Annotated in this window: 18 protein-coding genes; 8 read left to right on the top strand and 10 right to left on the bottom strand. The window is 61.0% G+C overall.

Annotated features, from left to right (window positions below; genetic code table 11):
* Positions 1-12: 12 nt before the first annotated feature.
* The 3 genes from H4V98_RS01735 to H4V98_RS01725 form a co-directional block, all read right to left on the bottom strand.
* On the bottom strand, positions 13-1,122 hold the full coding sequence (locus H4V98_RS01735; RefSeq protein WP_196864377.1) for an alkene reductase: 1,110 nt from the start codon (positions 1,120-1,122) through the stop codon (positions 13-15).
* Between the two features lie 112 nt (positions 1,123-1,234).
* Entirely contained in the window at positions 1,235-2,392 is a 1,158-nt protein-coding gene (locus tag H4V98_RS01730; protein ID WP_196864376.1) for an iron-containing alcohol dehydrogenase, read from the bottom strand.
* A gap of 97 nt (positions 2,393-2,489) precedes the next feature.
* Positions 2,490-3,095 carry a TetR/AcrR family transcriptional regulator gene (locus H4V98_RS01725; RefSeq protein WP_196864375.1) on the bottom strand — a complete coding sequence of 202 codons (606 nt, stop codon included), beginning with the start codon at positions 3,093-3,095 and terminating at the stop codon, positions 2,490-2,492.
* A 92-nt stretch (positions 3,096-3,187) separates the two neighbouring features.
* On the opposite strand from H4V98_RS01725, the gene H4V98_RS01720 reads away from it, so the two are divergent.
* The 4 genes from H4V98_RS01720 (at position 3,188) to H4V98_RS01705 (ending at position 5,483) form a co-directional block, all read left to right on the top strand.
* Positions 3,188-4,033, top strand: coding sequence for a PA4780 family RIO1-like protein kinase (locus H4V98_RS01720; protein WP_196864374.1), 846 nt, complete (start codon positions 3,188-3,190; stop codon positions 4,031-4,033).
* A gap of 273 nt (positions 4,034-4,306) precedes the next feature.
* On the top strand, positions 4,307-4,822 hold the full coding sequence (locus tag H4V98_RS01715) for a redoxin domain-containing protein (protein WP_231374833.1): 516 nt from the start codon (positions 4,307-4,309) through the stop codon (positions 4,820-4,822).
* Between the two features lie 75 nt (positions 4,823-4,897).
* A complete protein-coding gene (locus H4V98_RS01710; RefSeq protein WP_196864373.1) occupies positions 4,898-5,053 on the top strand; it encodes a DUF6789 family protein in 156 nt (51 codons plus the stop codon).
* Between the two features lie 232 nt (positions 5,054-5,285).
* Positions 5,286-5,483: a hypothetical protein gene (locus H4V98_RS01705; protein WP_196864372.1), complete on the top strand. Its 198-nt coding sequence runs from the start codon at positions 5,286-5,288 to the stop codon at positions 5,481-5,483.
* Between the two features lie 41 nt (positions 5,484-5,524).
* Here H4V98_RS01705 and H4V98_RS01700 read toward each other — a convergent pair whose 3' ends face one another.
* Positions 5,525-5,698, bottom strand: coding sequence for a hypothetical protein (locus tag H4V98_RS01700; RefSeq protein WP_196864371.1), 174 nt, complete (start codon positions 5,696-5,698; stop codon positions 5,525-5,527).
* Between the two features lie 128 nt (positions 5,699-5,826).
* Positions 5,827-6,162, bottom strand: coding sequence for a hypothetical protein (locus H4V98_RS01695; protein ID WP_196864370.1), 336 nt, complete (start codon positions 6,160-6,162; stop codon positions 5,827-5,829).
* Positions 6,163-6,306: 144 nt separating this feature from the next.
* On the opposite strand from H4V98_RS01695, the gene H4V98_RS01690 reads away from it, so the two are divergent.
* A complete protein-coding gene (locus tag H4V98_RS01690) occupies positions 6,307-7,197 on the top strand; it encodes a DUF3014 domain-containing protein (RefSeq protein WP_196864369.1) in 891 nt (296 codons plus the stop codon).
* A gap of 212 nt (positions 7,198-7,409) precedes the next feature.
* On the opposite strand, the gene H4V98_RS01685 is transcribed toward H4V98_RS01690, so the two are convergent.
* Entirely contained in the window at positions 7,410-9,185 is a 1,776-nt protein-coding gene (locus H4V98_RS01685) for an ABC transporter ATP-binding protein (protein WP_196864368.1), read from the bottom strand.
* Between the two features lie 417 nt (positions 9,186-9,602).
* On the opposite strand from H4V98_RS01685, the gene H4V98_RS01680 reads away from it, so the two are divergent.
* A complete protein-coding gene (locus H4V98_RS01680; protein WP_196864367.1) occupies positions 9,603-9,830 on the top strand; it encodes a hypothetical protein in 228 nt (75 codons plus the stop codon).
* 94 nt (positions 9,831-9,924) lie between these two features.
* Here H4V98_RS01680 and H4V98_RS01675 read toward each other — a convergent pair whose 3' ends face one another.
* Positions 9,925-10,740, bottom strand: coding sequence for an exodeoxyribonuclease III (locus H4V98_RS01675; RefSeq protein WP_196864366.1), 816 nt, complete (start codon positions 10,738-10,740; stop codon positions 9,925-9,927).
* A gap of 52 nt (positions 10,741-10,792) precedes the next feature.
* Between H4V98_RS01675 and pyrE the strand changes: the two genes are divergently transcribed.
* Both pyrE and H4V98_RS01665 read left to right on the top strand, forming a co-directional pair.
* A complete protein-coding gene (gene pyrE, locus H4V98_RS01670; protein ID WP_196864415.1) occupies positions 10,793-11,506 on the top strand; it encodes an orotate phosphoribosyltransferase in 714 nt (237 codons plus the stop codon).
* 9 nt (positions 11,507-11,515) lie between these two features.
* Positions 11,516-12,187 carry a DUF4124 domain-containing protein gene (locus tag H4V98_RS01665; protein ID WP_196864365.1) on the top strand — a complete coding sequence of 224 codons (672 nt, stop codon included), beginning with the start codon at positions 11,516-11,518 and terminating at the stop codon, positions 12,185-12,187.
* A 90-nt stretch (positions 12,188-12,277) separates the two neighbouring features.
* Here the strand turns inward: H4V98_RS01665 and gatB are convergent, their stop codons facing one another.
* Genes gatB through gatC form a run of 3 tightly spaced genes read right to left on the bottom strand, consistent with a single transcriptional unit; the run spans position 12,278 to position 15,560 of the window.
* Positions 12,278-13,735, bottom strand: coding sequence for an Asp-tRNA(Asn)/Glu-tRNA(Gln) amidotransferase subunit GatB (gene gatB / locus H4V98_RS01660; protein ID WP_196864364.1), 1,458 nt, complete (start codon positions 13,733-13,735; stop codon positions 12,278-12,280).
* Entirely contained in the window at positions 13,732-15,264 is a 1,533-nt protein-coding gene (gene gatA, locus H4V98_RS01655) for an Asp-tRNA(Asn)/Glu-tRNA(Gln) amidotransferase subunit GatA (protein WP_196864363.1), read from the bottom strand. The genes gatB and gatA overlap by 4 nt, the downstream gene beginning before the upstream one ends.
* On the bottom strand, positions 15,261-15,560 hold the full coding sequence (gatC, locus tag H4V98_RS01650) for an Asp-tRNA(Asn)/Glu-tRNA(Gln) amidotransferase subunit GatC (RefSeq protein WP_196864362.1): 300 nt from the start codon (positions 15,558-15,560) through the stop codon (positions 15,261-15,263). Before gatC ends, gatA begins: the two co-directional genes overlap by 4 nt.
* Positions 15,561-15,799: the final 239 nt, after the last annotated feature.

Raw genomic sequence — 15,799 nt, 5'->3', positions numbered from 1 at the left:
CGCGTCTGGCCCTTACGCCGGCTGCAAATCCAGTACCGGGTAATCGGTGTAACCATGCGCACCGCCGCCGTAAAAGGTCGTGCGGTCAGGCGTATTGAGCGCGGCGCCCTGACGGAAACGCTCGACCAGGTCAGCGTTGGCAATGAACGCCCGGCCAAAGGCCACGGCGTCTCCCGTGCCTTGGTCAATCAGCGCATCGGCTTCATCTGCCGTGTAGCCGCCGCAGAAAATCAGCACGCCGTTGAACGCCGCACGAATTTGCGCGCGGAAAACAGCGGTCAACTCAGGCCCGCCGATCCAGTCGGGCTCGGCGATGTGCAGATAGGCAATGCCGCGCTCGGTGAAGGCTTTGGCCAGGTACAAAGCGCTGGCTTCGGCTTCGCTGTCGGCAATGTCCATTCCCATAAAGTGCGGCGACAAGCGCACGCCGACCTGTTTGGCGCCGACTTTTTCAATCACCGCATCCAGCACTTCGAGCGTCAGGCGCGCGCGGTTTTCCAGGCTGCCGCCGTAGGCGTCGGTGCGCTGGTTGCTGTTGGTCGACAAAAACTGCTGCAGCAGGTAGCCGTTGGCCGCATGCACTTCCAGAAAGTCAAAGCCGGCCCGCTGGCCGCGCACGGCGGCTTGGCGGTACTGCTCGACGATGCCTGGCAGTTCTTCTGTCGCCAGTGCGCGCGGGGTTTCAGTGGGAACGTTTTCAGCGGTGCCGTCAGGCTGGATCACGAAGCACTGGGCGTCTTTGGCAATCAGGGCCGACGGCGCGACCGGCGCAGCGCCGTTTTCCTGCAGCAGCGAATGCGAGATGCGGCCGACATGCCAGAGTTGCAATGCGATATGGCCGTACTGGGCATGCACGGCCTGCACGACTTTTTTCCAGCCGGCTTCCTGTGCATCGGTGTAGATGCCAGGCGTCAGGGCATAGCCCTGGCCTTGCCGGGACACCTGCGTGGCTTCGGTGACGATCATGCCGGCGCTGGCGCGCTGCGTGTAGTACTCGACATTGAGCGCATTCGGAATGTCGCCCGGCTGGCCGGCCCGCGAGCGGGTCAGCGGCGCCATGATGACGCGGTTGGGCAGGGTGGTGTTGCCCATTTTCAGGGGGGTAAGGAGTTTTTTCAGCATGGGGGTCTTCTAGGTTGAGGGATAAAAATGGGGCTGTTTTTGCCAGTGGTTCTGGTACGACAGCCCGGGACTGCGGACTTCTTGAAGTCCGCAGTGCGGAACGTCCAATGATTTACAGTGCGGCTTCCAGAATGGTCCGGCTGACTTGCGGGCTGATGTCCTGGTGTTCGCCCAAACGGGTCATGCCATTGGCTTCAAGTTGCCTGACCACCGCATCGACCACTTCGCTTCCGAGGTGGTAGCCCGACAGCCGGGTGCTGATACCCAGGCTTTCGAAAAATCCACGGGTACGCTCGATAGCCGCGTCAATCCGCTCGTCGTCAGTGCCGCTGGTGATGTGCCAGACGCGCTCGGCATACTGAAGCAGTTTGGCGCGCTTGGTTTTGCGCTGCACGTTGAGCAGCGGAGGCAGCACGATGGCCAGCGTGCGGGCATGGTCGATGCCATACAGCGCCGTCAGTTCGTGTCCGATCATGTGGGTGGCCCAGTCCTGCGGCACACCGGCGCCGATCAGGCCGTTGAGTGCCAGCGTGGCGGTCCACATCAGGTTGGCGCGGGTGTCGTAGTCTTCCGGCTCGGCCAGCGCCTTGGGGGCGATTTCAATCAGCGTTTGCAGCAAGCCCTCGGCGAAGCGGTCTTGCGCCAGGCCCTGCACCGGGTAGGTCAGGTACTGCTCGACCGTGTGCACAAAGGCATCCGCGATGCCGTTGGCAATCTGCTTGGGCGGCAGGGTGAAGGTCTTGGTAGGGTCCAGCACCGAGAACACCGGAAAGACGTGGAGGCTTTTGAACGCCAGCTTGGTCTGCGTCGCCTTGCGTGTCACGACCGAGCCGTTGTTCATTTCCGAACCGGTGGCGGGCAAGGTCAGCACCGTGCCGAAAGGCAGGGCGCGGGTCACGTTGTTGCCCTGCTTCAGCAGGATGTCCCATGGCTCGCCGTCGAAGCAAGCTGCAGCCGCGACAAACTTGGTGCCGTCAATCACCGAGCCGCCGCCGACGGCCAGCAAAAAGTCGATCTTTTCGCGCTTGACCTGCTCGACCGCCTTCATCAGCGTTTCATAGGTCGGGTTGGGCTCGATACCGCCAAACTCCTGCAGCACGCGCTCGCCCAGCGCCGCCCTGACTTCGGCCAGCGTGCCGGTTTTCTCGGCACTGGCGCCACCGTACAGCAGCAGCACTTTGGCGGTGGCAGGCACCAGATTGGCCAGCTCGGCGACCTTGTCACGTCCGAAAATGATTTGGGTGGGGTTGTGAAACGTAAAACTCTGCATGTTTTCCTTTTGAAATAGACCAGTCGGCTAATGGGTGTGAAAAAAAATGGCTCGCAGGGCATGAACCCTGCGGGCCGGGATGGTTATAAAAAAATGGTCAGGCGGCTGTGAGTTGAGGCAGTTTCAGCAAGCCCAAAGTGGCGGTCATGGCCGCATCCATGGCGCTGCGATCACGCCGGATTTTGGTCAGCAGGGCCGCACCCAGCCAAAGCTCGTACAGTGTCAGCGCTGTCTGACTGGCATTGAAATCGCTGGACAGCGAACCGTCTTCCAAACCTTCCTGAATACACTGGCCCAGCCGTTCGATGATCAGGTTGGTGCCGTGCAGCAAGGCCACTCGCATCGCTTCGGACATGTCGCAGACCTCGCCGCTCAGCTTCACGACCAGACAGTTGCAGTCAGTGACCTGCGTATCGTCCGTGCTGGCCCAGCTTTCCCAGTAACCCATCAGGCGCTCTGCGGCAGGCATTCCGTTGGGCCGCAGTTGCAGGTCAACATGCGTGAGGTAGTCTTTCACGTAGCTGTCCACCAGCGCTTCGCCAAACGCTTCCTTGGATTTGAAGTAGTGGTAGAACGACCCCTTGGGCACGCGGGCAGTGGCCAGAATCTCGTTCAGTCCGACCGCCGAAAAACCCTTGCCCAGAATAATGGTGCGTCCGGTGTCGAGGATGTGCTGCTTGACATCCGTGTGTTCGTTGCTCATGGGCTGGAGTTTACCTTTTAAATTAGACCAGTCGTCTAGTGCGGTCTTTGCGTGCTGTCGGGCTGGCGTTGTTGCCGGGCACAATGGCAGACATGAAAGCACCCCCAAGACTGCAATCCCTCGTTGAAGAGGGCCTGATCGATACCGTCGTCCGCCAGCTCATGAGCGGCAAGGAAGCGATGGTTTATGTGGTTCGCTGCGGCGATGAAACCCGATGCGCCAAGATTTACAAGGAAGCCGACCAGCGCAGCTTTCGCCAGGCGGTCGATTACACCGAGAACCGCAAGGTCAAGAACAGCCGCCAGGCACGCGCCATGGCCAAGGGAACCAAGTTCGGCCGGCAGGCCAGCGAAGCCGCCTGGCAAAGCGCCGAGGTCGATGCCCTGTACAAACTGGCCGACGCCGGCGTGCGCGTGCCCCAGCCGTACAACTTTTGTGACGGCGTGCTGCTGATGGAACTCGTGACCGACGCGAACGGCGACGCCGCGCCGCGCCTGAACGACGTGGACTTCACGCCCGAGCAGGCGCGCCGGCACCATGCCAGCCTGATCGCCGAAGTCATCCGCATGCTGTGCGCGGGCGTCGTCCATGGCGACCTGTCCGAGTTCAACATCCTCCTGGCCGAAGACGGCCCGGTCATCATCGACCTGCCGCAGGCGGTGGATGCCGCCGGCAACAACCACGCCAGCCGCATGCTGCTGCGCGACGTGGCCAACCTGCGCAACTTCTTTGGCCGTTTCGCGCCTGACCTGCTGAAGATCGACTACGGCAACGAGATGTGGGATTTGTACCAGCGCGGCGTGCTGTACCCCGACACCGTGCTGACCGGCCATTTCAAGCGCAAGGCCGGGCCGGTGGACCTGGGTGGCGTGCTGCGCGAAATCGACGATGCCAGCGCCCAGGAAGCCGCCCGGCGGGTGCGCATGGGCCAGTCGTAGGCAACACCAGCGTCGCCGGGCGACCCTGCAGCCCATCGCGTGCATTGCCCGGCAGGCGAAAAGCTGCTCCAGGCGCGTCTTGCAGGGCCCCTGCGCAGGCCCCGGTGGTCTGGTCCCACGCGCAACCAACCTGTAGGTGAAGGCTTACCCAGGCTGGCGCCAACTGCCCAAGCGGTTGCCACACCATGCGGTTTAGGCTCAAGCCCTTGGTGCTCGCTGCTCGCTGGTGAGTTGCAAGCCGGATGCCCATCCACACGCCTATGGAGAAACCACATGAACAACCAAAAAATGAGTGCCGGCGCAGCCTTTCCCCCGATGGGCTGGGATGCTGTCAAGGGTGGTCGCGTCGAGCCGGCACAAGACAGCGGCTGGCGCATGCTGGTGGTGTACCGAGGCAAGCATTGTCCTATTTGCAAAACCTACCTTGATACGCTCCAGGGGATGCTAGACGATTTCAAGGCAGCGCAGGTGGCCGTCTTCACCGTCTCGGCCGACAGCCGCGACAAGGCTGAAACCGAAGTGACCGCATGCGGCTGGACGTTTCCTGTCGGCTACGACCTGTCGGTCGAGCAGATGCACCAGCTGGGGCTGTACGTGTCCGCGCCGCGCTCGGCCGAGGAAACCGACCGGCCGTTCTCCGAGCCAGGCGTGTTCGTGCTCAATCCGCAGGGGCAGGTGCAAGTCGTGGATGTGTCGAACGCGCCCTTTGCCCGCCCGGACCTCAAGGCGCTCCTCAAGGGTGTGCGCTTCGTGATGGACAAGGAGTACCCGATCCGGGGGACGGCCTGAGCTGAACCGGTCGCCGCAGCCCGCGCCCGCGCCGTCGCCGACGGCATTCGTCCCGCAGCCCCAACAAGACATTTCATGCCTGGAAAAGGATGGATCGCAGGCCTGGCCGCCACTGTCGTGCTGTCGGTACTGATGGTGATGAAGACCATGAGGGGCGTGATGCCCGAGCGGGATCTGCCGAAGTTGCTGGCAATGATGATGGGCTCCCCAGACTCGCCGATGGCCGGCTGATGGCTGACACGGCAGCGGACGCTGTGCGCCGCTGCGTACCAAGCCATGGACGGACCGGACACAGCACGCATCTCCATCGGGCTAAACGATGACGGCAACGCGAAAAGGGTATTTCGAGCCCCTCTCCTACGTGGATTCAAACCGCGGCGTCGATGCGCTGAATGCCTGATGGGGAGACCATGGCCTCTTGTTGTTCAAATTTTCCGATTCTGCCTCTCAAGGAGCAAAAACCATGAAGCCCACCAAAACCGGACCCGCCTCCAGTCATGATGATGCGAAGCATCCCAGCCCGCTGGGCAGCCAACAGGCTGTGGCCGAGAAAGCGGCCAACAGCAAGGCCAGCGTCAAGGCACGGGTAGATTCGAAAAACATGCCTGACACGCCTGATTTGCACCACCAGCACACGCCCAACAGTTCAGGCAGGAAATAGGAAGGCCAGGGGGCTGAGCCCTTGAGGGGGATCAGCCTGCATCAACTGGCAAAGCCGGTGGGTTCCTGTGGACTCATGGCCATGCGCAGCGTTCGAGCTTCATGGCTTGATGCGGCTAGGCCGCTTTGCATGCCCGTGGTGCCAAGGCCGATGGGCGATTCTTCTTCCACAGGCTGGTTCGACTTGATCTCGGGCTGGTGGGTGTCTCCGGTCAACTTGGTGTTGTCTTTGGGGCTCGGAATGGCTTGCTCCTGTGTTGAAGTGCTACCAATTTATGACTGCATGCAATGCCCAGGGGAGGGCCGATAAATTTTGACTTTAAAGGCAGGGTGAACGGCAATTTTCAAACCGCCGGCAGCAAAGACACGCCCGCAAGTCCGGAGACGTTCTGACGCAATAACGCGAGGAACCAGGCAAGCTGACCCCATCTGCCGCGCATCGGCTGCGCGATGCGATACGGCATGAATACGCCGCCGATACACACGATCAGGGCTGCGAGGCAATCCACACCCATCCGCATCACGGTGCGGTCGCGCCGCTCGATCGGTTTCATCAGGAACACGCTGGTGAGCGCAATGCCGGGCAGCGCCGCCAGCGTCGAAAAGCGTCCGACCTTGCCCGGAACCGCACCGACAGTGTCAACAAGGTCCGCTGCGGACATCAGGACAAATCGCCACATGCATCGCGACCCCGCCCAAACCCGTTTTCTCGCTGTTTCGCTACGCATGGTGCGCAGCCTGCCATACGAAGCTTGCATGGATTTACCGCAGTGATACCATCAAAATCCGAACCCATAAGCACGTCGTTCGCGTCGTCAACCACCATGAGCAACAATGCAGCGCGCTTTGCGACAGTCCTGATTTTGGCCGCCATCGGCGCAGGCGCCTGGTACTGGTGGCAGCAGCGCCCGCAACCCCTGACGGCGTTTCCCGACACCCCTGTGGTTGCGGCGCCCGCGCCTTCGCTCCCTGCTTCTGTCCCTGCGGCGATTCAATACCCGATCACCTCCGCGCCCGATGAGCCCGCCGCTGGTGCGCCGTTGCCCGCACTGGCCGACTCCGACGCCTGGTTGAGCCAGGCCCTGGTCACGCTGCTGGGGCGCGACAAGGTGCAAACCTTTTTGCACCTTGAGGGTTTCGTCCGCCACGTGGTGGCGACCACCGACAACCTGGCCCGCCAACACGCCCCGCCAATGGTGTGGCCCGTGGTGCCGACACCCGGCCGCTTCACCACCCTGGCCAGCGGCGAAGAGGCCGGCAACACAAGCGCCGGCGTGACCCGCATCAGTCCCGACAACAGCCTGCGTTACACACCCTTTGTGCTGTTTGTCGAGTCGGTGGACACTGCGGCCGCTGTGCGTCTTTACAAACGGCTGTACCCTTTGTTTCAGCAGGCTTATGAAGAGTTGGGATTTACCGGCCGTTATTTCAACGACCGGCTTGTTGCAGTGATTGACCTGCTGCTGTCCACACCGGTGCAGGCCGGACCGCTCGATGTGACGCTGGTCGAGGTCAAGGGCTCCGTTCCCTCGCTCCGGCCCTGGTTGCGTTACGAGTTCACCGACCCTGCGCTCGATGCGCTGTCGGCAGGGCAAAAAATGCTGCTGCGCACCGGCCCGGTGAACCACCGGCGGCTGAACGCCAAACTTCTGGAGGTCAGGCGCCTGGTCAGCAGCGATGCGCCGACACCGGCAGCGCCTGCTTCACGTCCCTGATCCGGCGCATCATCACCTTCAGGGCGGAAAAAGTCCTGGAGCCTATGGCAGAGGTCAGTGGTGCGCGCTGTATGCCATCCGGCACGCCCGCATGGCGTGCAAGGGACCGGGCATGTTTTGCTTCTAAATAGATAGCTTGATACGAGCGCCAGATGGGCGGGACAGACTTTTTTGAAGCAGAAAAATCCGTGGCCAATCAGAACGAATGCGCTTCATGCCTCCATTGGCTCCACCATCGCGTGGCGGCTGGGCCGCTCACCAATCTGTTGGCGCCACATGGCGTAGTACAGCCCCTTGGCTTCGAGCAGTTCTGCATGGCTGCCGCTTTCCACGATGCTGCCTTTTTCCAGCACAAAGATGGTGTTGGCATGCATGATGGTTGACAGCCGGTGGGCAATCAGCAGCGTGATGCGGCTGCTGCTGGCCGACAGCTGGCGCACGGTACGGGTGATCTGCTCTTCGGTGATGGAGTCGAGCGCCGATGTGGCCTCGTCAAAAATCAGCAGGCGCGGATGGCGGATCAAGGCCCGGGCAATCGACAGCCGCTGTTTTTCGCCGCCCGAGAGCTTCATGCCCATCTCGCCGATGACCAGGTCCAGCCCCTCGGGCGACTTGGCCAGCAGGTAGGCGCACGCGGCTTTTTCCATGGCGGCGATGATTTCGTCGTCGGTGGCGTCGGGCTTGACGAACTGCAGGTTCTCGCGAAGCGTGCCGGCAAACAGGTGCGTTTCCTGCGTCACAAAGCCGATTTGCCGCCGCACCTCGTTGTAGCGCAGGTCGCGGGTCGAAATGCCGTTGTAGAACACCTGGCCGCTGGCGGGCGAATACAGGCCGACCAGCAGCTTGACCAGGGTGGACTTGCCCGAGCCCGACGGGCCGACAAAGGCCACGGTGTCACCCAGCCCGGCCGAAAACGACAGCGACTCCAGTGCGTTGTCGGCGGCGTCCTTGTGGCGAAAGCTGACATCGGCAAAGTGCACCGAAGTGACCGGCCCGATCTTCACCGGCAACTCGGGCCGACGCTCGACCGGTTTTTTCATCAACGCATCAAAGTTCAGCAGCGACGTTTCGACTTCCCGGTAAGCGACGATCACGTTGCCAAGTTCTTGCAGCGGCGCAAAAATCGCCACCGAGATGAACTGCATGGCGATCAGCTCACCGGTGCTCAGCACGTCGCGAAAGATCAGCCACAGCAGGGCAAACAAGATCGCCAGCTTCAGCAGGCTGAGCGTGCTGCCCTGCAAGAAGGACAGCAGCCGGATGCGCCTGACCTTCTTCATCTCCAGCGCAAAAATTTTCATCGTCTGCGCCTGCAGTCGCCGAATCTCGGGAAAGGTCAGGCCCAAGCTCTTGATCAGCTCAATATTGCGCAGCGACTCGGTGATGAAACCCGAATTGCGGTTGGTCTCGCGCACGATGGAGCGTTGCTGGGTCTTGATTTCGCGGCTCAGCAGCCCGGTCAGCCCGCCCATCAGCAACACGCCGACCAGAAACACCGGCACCAGCAGCCAGTGCCGCGTGACCGAATACCAGCTCAAAAAAGCGATGCCGACGATGGCCGCAAAAAAGGTGTTGATGAAGGCGTTGATGAAGCGCTCGCTGTCGGCGCGCACCTTTTGCAGCAGCGACAGCGTCTCTCCGCTGCGCAAATCCTCGAATTCCTGGTATTTCAGCCGAAGCACCTGGCGCAGCCCGTCGTTGAAAATCTGCGTGCCAAATTTTTGCACCAGCAGCCGGGTCGCATAGTCCTGCAACGTCTTGGCCAGCCGCGACAGTACGGCCACGCCCACCGCCAGCCCGAGCAGCGACAGCACACCCGACACAAGTTCTTCCTCTGTCTTGCCCGCCCGCCCGATGGCATAGTCGTCAATGATCCGGCCGAAGATGATCGGATCGACCAGCGCCAGCACCTGGCTGATGGCCGCCAGCAGCAAGGCAAGTGCGGCGAGCGAGCGGTGCGGCCGCAGATAGGTCCAGAGAATGTGCATGGCTTTATTTTTTCGAGTGGCACATGCGCTGCAGTATCTCCAAAAGCGCAGCAGTTGAGATTGAAAAGAAAATCCTGACGCAGCAGCAACTCGAACAGGGCGTGCCTGTCTCAGGCTGGGGACGGCGGTTCCCTCTGCCAGGGGCGTCTATGGCAATTCTTTTGAGGTGATGCAGCATTGATGGCGTATTAATTGCTTCAATTTGTTTCAAAATAAGGCGTTTTATCCCTTGTTGAGGGGATGTACTGCCAGTGCTATTTACTTAAAAATTACATCATTCCAAAGGCGGGCTTATTTGACGACCTCACGGGTCGTTTTAATTGACTGCTTGCTTGCCAGTCGCAGCGGATCAAAGTCGCCATCGCAAAGGCTCAGGCGCATGCTCAGGCACATAACTATTAAAGACAAGGGTCCCACATGTCCACCCCTAAGTACAAAATCGAAAGCAACGGCACGCTTACCAGTGATTTGTTACTGGCCATCAACTTTGACCACCTCTACGACAACAGTTCGCTGGCCGTGGCCATTGCGGCTAAAAGCATCACCTTGCCAACACAAAAAGAGGTGCGCGTGGTACGGGTGCATGACGGGGAAGTGATTTTCCGCACCAAGGTAGAGGATGCGGCGAACGCAAGCTTTTCCTAGCATCGGTTAGCCCCAATTTTTTTGAGGAGCATACCCCCGTAGAACTTGATGCCTTGAGGCAGTCTGTTGCGCAGCGCCCTGGTACTCAAGTGGCTCAAAGTCTCCAGTCGTAATCGATTGTCAGCGGTGCATGGTCGCTGAAACGTTGCGCCTTGTGGATGGCCGCCGCGCGGGCAGTGGCGCCAAAACCTGGTGTCGCCAAGTGATAGTCGAGCCGCCAGCCAACGTTCTTGGCATAGGCCTGTCCCCGGTTGCTCCACCAGGTGTAAGCGTCGCCGGTGGTTTCAGGATGCAGCCGGCGGTACACATCGACCATGCTGTCCTGGCCCAGCAGCTCCGTCATCCAGGCGCGTTCCTCGGGAAGAAAACCGCTGTTCTTCTTGTTGCCCTTGAAGTTCTTCAGGTCGATTTCCTGGTGCGCGATGTTGATGTCGCCGCACAGCACGAATTCGCGGGGCGTACCGCCGCATTGTTTCAGCGCCGCCAGGTGCGGGTACAGCTCGGCCAGGAAGCGGAACTTGGCCGCCTGACGCTCCTCTCCCGAGGAGCCGCTTGGAAAATAGCAGCTGATGATGGACAGTTTGGGGCTGTGCGCGCGGCCAGGCCGGTCAAAGCGCAGTTCGACATACCGGCCTTCGGCGTCGAACTCGGTCGAGCCATAGCCGACAATCACTTCGCTTGGTTCATGGCGGGTGTAAATGCCGACGCCCGAATAGCCTTTTTTCTCGGCAAACTGAAAGTAGCCCTTGCTTCCGGCGATTTCCTCAAAGCGCCCGCTCAGGTCGGCCGCCTGCGCCTTGAGCTCTTGCACGCAAATACAATCTGGCATCGATTGGGCCATCCATTCCTGAAGGCCCTTGGTGGCAGCGGAACGGATGCCATTGAGGTTGAGGCTGGTTAATTTGAACATGGGACTTTCAATGAATACGACGACAGGGCAGACAGGCAATCAAGGCGAGGCCATGCCACCGCAGGGCGATCTGGCCCAGGAATTCGTGCAGTTTGCGGTCGAATCCGGGGTGTTGCGCTTCGGCCAGTTCAAAACCAAGGCCGGGCGCATGAGCCCCTATTTTTTCAATGCCGGCCTGTTTGATGACGGCGCCAAGCTCGGCCGGCTGGCGCAATTTTATGCGCGCCAGCTGCTGGCCGAGGAGCAGCGCAGCGGCCTGGCGTTCGACATGATCTTCGGTCCCGCCTACAAGGGCATTCCGCTGGCTGCCGCAGTCGCCATCGAGCTGGCACGGCTGGGGCGCAACCTGCCGTTTGCCTACAACCGCAAGGAAGCCAAGGACCACGGCGAGGGCGGCACGCTGGTCGGCGCGCCACTCAAGGGACGCGTTCTGATTGTCGATGACGTGATGTCTGCCGGCACGGCCGTGCGCGAGTCGATTGCGCTGATCCAGGACGCCGGCGCCACGCCGCATGCGGTGGCGATTGCGCTTGACCGCCAGGAAAAGGCCACTGAAAACGGCCTGGACGTCGAACACAGCGCCGTGCAATTTGTCACGCGGCAACTCGGGTTGCAGGTTTGCGCTATTGCGCAGCTGAGCGATTTGTTACATTATTTGGCCTTGCACAGCGACCCTGCAACTGGTGACCAAAACGCCGATGCCATGCAGCTCAAAAACCATTACCAGTCCGTGCTGGCTTACCGAGAACGCTACGGCGTCAACTGAAAAAAGAAATTGCGCCTGTCTTCACTGCTCACATCCGGTCTTGCGGGTCTGGTTTTTCTTCTGGCAGGCGCTGCAGTGGCACAGCAGATCTACTCGTGCGTGGATGCAAAAGGGCGCACCATCACTGCGGACCGACCCATTGCAGAGTGCAGTGACCGCGCCCAGCGCACACTGTCGCCGTCCGGCATTGTCACGCACCAGATTGGACCCTCGCTGACCGCGCATGAACAGGCTGCTCAGGAAGAAAAAAACAGACGGGCTGCTGAGTTGCGTGCGCGCGAAGCCGAAGACCGGCGCCGCGACAAGGCGCTGCTGATGCGTTATCCCACGCCTGAAGTGCATGACCGCGAACGGGTGGCCGCGTTGCTGCAGATCGATGAAATCATCCACACGTTGAGGACGCGGCGGAGCGAGTTGGCCGGCCAGCGCAAGACGCTTGACGGAGAACGGGAGTTTTATGCCAAGGACCTGTCCAGGATGCCGGTTTCGCTCAAACGCAGGCTGGAAGAAAACGCGGGCAACGTTGCTGTCCAGCAACAATTTATTGCCGCTCAGCAGCAGGAAAAAAAACGCGTCAACCAGCGCTTTGATGAGGAACTGGTCAAGCTCAGGCAGTTGTGGGCGTTTGCAAATCCGACAGCTCCCATCGGCACTGGCGATTCCCGTAACGGCAGGAACTGAAAGTTTAAGCCAAATTGCTTTTCTGCGCAATACTGGCTTGCCTTGATAGCTACTGTTTCGATAGCATTTTGATGCAGTGAAAGCGGGGCGTCAAGCCAGTTTTTTCTTCAGCAATTCATTCACCTGCGCCGGATTGGCCTTGCCCTTGGTGGCCTTCATGGCCTGGCCGACCAGCGCGTTGAAGGCCTTGCTGTTGCCGGCGCGCACTTCCTCGACGTTCTTGGCGTTGGCCGCCAGCACGCCGTCGATGATGGTTTCCAGTTCGCCGGTGTCGCTCATCTGCTTGAGGCCCTTGGCCTCGATCAGCGTGTCAACGTCCTGGTCTTCACCGGCCCACAAGGCGTCAAACACCTGACGTGCCGCATTGTTGGAAATCGTGCTGTCGGCAATCCGGCCGATCAGGGCCCCCAACTGGCTGGCGCTGACGCTGGACGCTTCAATCGACTTGTCCTCGGCATTCAAGCGGCGTGACACCTCGCCCATCACCCAGTTGCTGGCCAGCTTGGCCTGCTTGCTGGCATGTGCCACCGCTTCAAAATAGGCCGCCGTCGCCTTGCTTTGCGTCAACTGGCCGGCGTCGTAGTCGCTCAGGCCATAGTCGGCCACGAAGCGTGCGGCCATCACGCGCGGCAGTTCCGACATCTCTGAGCGCGTCTTTTCCACCCAGTCGCGGCCAATGACCAGCGGCGGCAAATCCGGGTCGGGGAAATAGCGGTAGTCGGCGGCGTCTTCCTTGCTGCGCATCGAGCGCGTCTCGCCGGTGTCCGGGTCGAACAGCACGGTCGCCTGCTGAATGGCGTGGCCGTCCTCGATCTGCTCGATCTGCCAGCGCACTTCGTAGTCCATCGCCTGCTGCATGAACTTGAAGCTGTTCAGGTTCTTGATCTCGCGGCGCGTGCCCAGTTCGGCGCCGGGCTTCCTGACCGACACGTTGGCATCGCAGCGAAAGCTGCCTTCCTGCATGTTGCCGTCGCAAATGCCGATCCAGGTGACGATCTTGTGCAGTTCCTTGGCATAGGCCACGGCCTCGGCAGTCGAGCGCATGTCGGGTTCGGTGACAATTTCCAGCAGCGGCGTGCCCGCGCGGTTCAGGTCGATGCCGCTCTGGCCGATGAAGTCCTCGTGCAGCGATTTGCCGGCGTCTTCTTCGAGGTGGGCACGCACCAGGCGCACGGATTTCTTTTCGCCGTCCAGGAAAAACTCGACCACGCCGCCTTGCACCACCGGGATCTCGAACTGGCTGATCTGGTAGCCCTTGGGCAGGTCGGGGTAGAAATAGTTCTTGCGCGCGAACACGCTGCTTTCGGCAATGTGCGCGTTCACCGCCAGGCCGAACTCGATGGCGCGCTGCACCGCGCCCTTGTTCATCACCGGCAGCGCGCCGGGCAGGGCAAAGTCCACGGCGGACGCCTGGGTGTTGGCCTCGGCGCCAAACGCGGTCGAGGCGCGGCTGAAAATCTTTGACTGCGTGGTCAGCTGGGTATGGGTTTCAAAGCCGATGACAACTTCGTAACCTTGCACCAGCAGGGATTTTTTATCTTGGCTCATGCTGAAATTCCCGGTACTTTCTGGTGCCAGTCGGTCGCCAGCTGAAACTGGTGGGCTGCGCCCAGCAACTGCGCTTCCTTGAAATAGTTGCCGATCAGCTGCAGGCCGACGGGCATGCCGGCCGCGCCGAAACCGGCCGGCACGCTCATGCCGGGCAGTCCCGCCAGGCTGGACGACAGCGTGTAGATGTCAGCCAGATAGTTCGCCACCGGGTCGGCGGACTTTTCGCCAATTTTCCAGGCCACCGTGGGCGACACCGGACCGGCAATCACGTCGCATTGCGTAAAAGCAGTCTGGAAATCCTGCGCGATCAGGCGGCGGATTTTTTGCGCCTTCAAATAGTAGGCGTCGTAATAGCCGTGGCTCAGCACATAGGTGCCGATCATGATGCGGCGCGTGGCCTCGTCGCCAAAGCCTTCGCTGCGCGACTTCTTGTACATGTCGGTCAGGTCGGTGTAGTGCGCCGCGCGGTGGCCGTAGCGCACGCCGTCAAAGCGGCTCAGGTTGCTGCTGGCTTCGGCCGGGGCGATCACGTAATAGACCGGAATCGACAGTTCGGTCAGCGGCAGGCTGACATCGACCAGCGTCGCGCCCAGTTTTTCAAATTCGGCCAGCGCGCCGCGCACGGCCGCCACCACGTCGGGCGCGCAACCGGCGCCGAAAAACTGCGTCGGCAGGCCGATTCTCAAGCCTTTTAGGGGCTTTGCGCTAGTTCCGTCTGCATGAGTAGCTATTAAATCAGTAGCATAGTCAACAGCGGGCAGGTCCAGCGAGGTCGAGTCGCGGTCCGGGTCCGGGCCGGCCATGGCGGACAGCAGCAGGGCGCAGTCGAGTGCGCTGCGCGCCATCGGGCCGGCCTGGTCCAGGCTGGAGGCAAATGCCACCATGCCGTAGCGCGAGCAACGGCCATAGGTTGGCTTGATGCCGGTGATGCCGGTCAATGACGCCGGCTGGCGGATCGAGCCGCCAGTGTCGGTGCCGGTGGCGGCAGGCACGAGGCGCGCAGCGACGGCGGCCGCCGAGCCGCCCGACGAACCGCCGGGCACGCGGCTCACGTCCCAGGGGTTCTGCACTTTTTGATAGGCGCTGTTTTCGTTGCCCGAGCCCATGGCGAACTCGTCGCAGTTGAGCTTGCCCAGCGTCACCATGCCGGCGCCGCCAATGCCAACGCCCAGCCTGTTGACGACTGTGGCATCAAACGGGCTGCGGTAATGCGCCAGCATCTTCGAGCCGGCAGTGGTGGGAAAGTCGCGGGTGACAAACACGTCCTTGTGCGCCAGCGGCACGCCCAACAAGGGCGTGCGTTCCCCTGCGGCCAGTCGGGTGTCGGCGGCCCGGGCCTGCGCCAGTGACGCGTCGGCGTCAAGTGCCAGAAACGCGCCCAGGCTGGCATGCTGGTCGATACGTTTCAGAAAATGCTGCGCGACTTCTACGCTGGAAACCTCACCTGCTGCCAGTTTGGCAGCGAGTTGCGCCACGCCGAGGTCGTGCAGGTCAAGGTTCAGGGGGCTGGAGGAGGGGCTGCTCATTCGATCACTTTCGGCACAAGAAACAGGCCGCGCTCGACGGCTGGCGCGCTGGCCTGGCTGGCTTCGCGCTGGTTGGGTTCGCTGGCGATGTCGTCGCGCAGCCGCAGGGCGACGTCGCCGAGCAGCGCCGCCGGATGCGCCAGCGGCTCAATGCCGTCGGTATTCACCGCCTCCATCTGCGCGACCAAGGCAAAAAAACCGTTGAGCTGGCTCAGTGTGCGCTCGGTTTCGTCGGGCCGGAGTTCCAGCCGTGCCAGATTGGCCACGCGTTCAATGTCTTTAAATGTCAATGCCATAAATGCCAATAAGCGCTTGTGAAGTGATGCAGAAGAAAAAACGCCTTGCACAGGGCGCGATAATGCAACTAAAACCAGATGTAAACCAAAAAAAACGGGCATTGTGCCACGCTGAATCAGAGTGGATGCGTTATTATCCCGCCTTTGGCGTGAATTCAAGGCCTGATCCACCCTTTAGGCGCTTTTTAGACGCTTCAAACAGGTTTTGCAACCTAGCCTTGTACGTCCTCTCTTTCCTC

This window comes from Polaromonas sp. CG_23.6 (assembly GCF_029892315.1).
GTDB lineage: Bacteria > Pseudomonadota > Gammaproteobacteria > Burkholderiales > Burkholderiaceae_C > Polaromonas.
The sequence above is the reverse complement of the archived record's forward strand: the minus strand, read 5'-3'. Positions and strand labels throughout refer to the sequence as shown.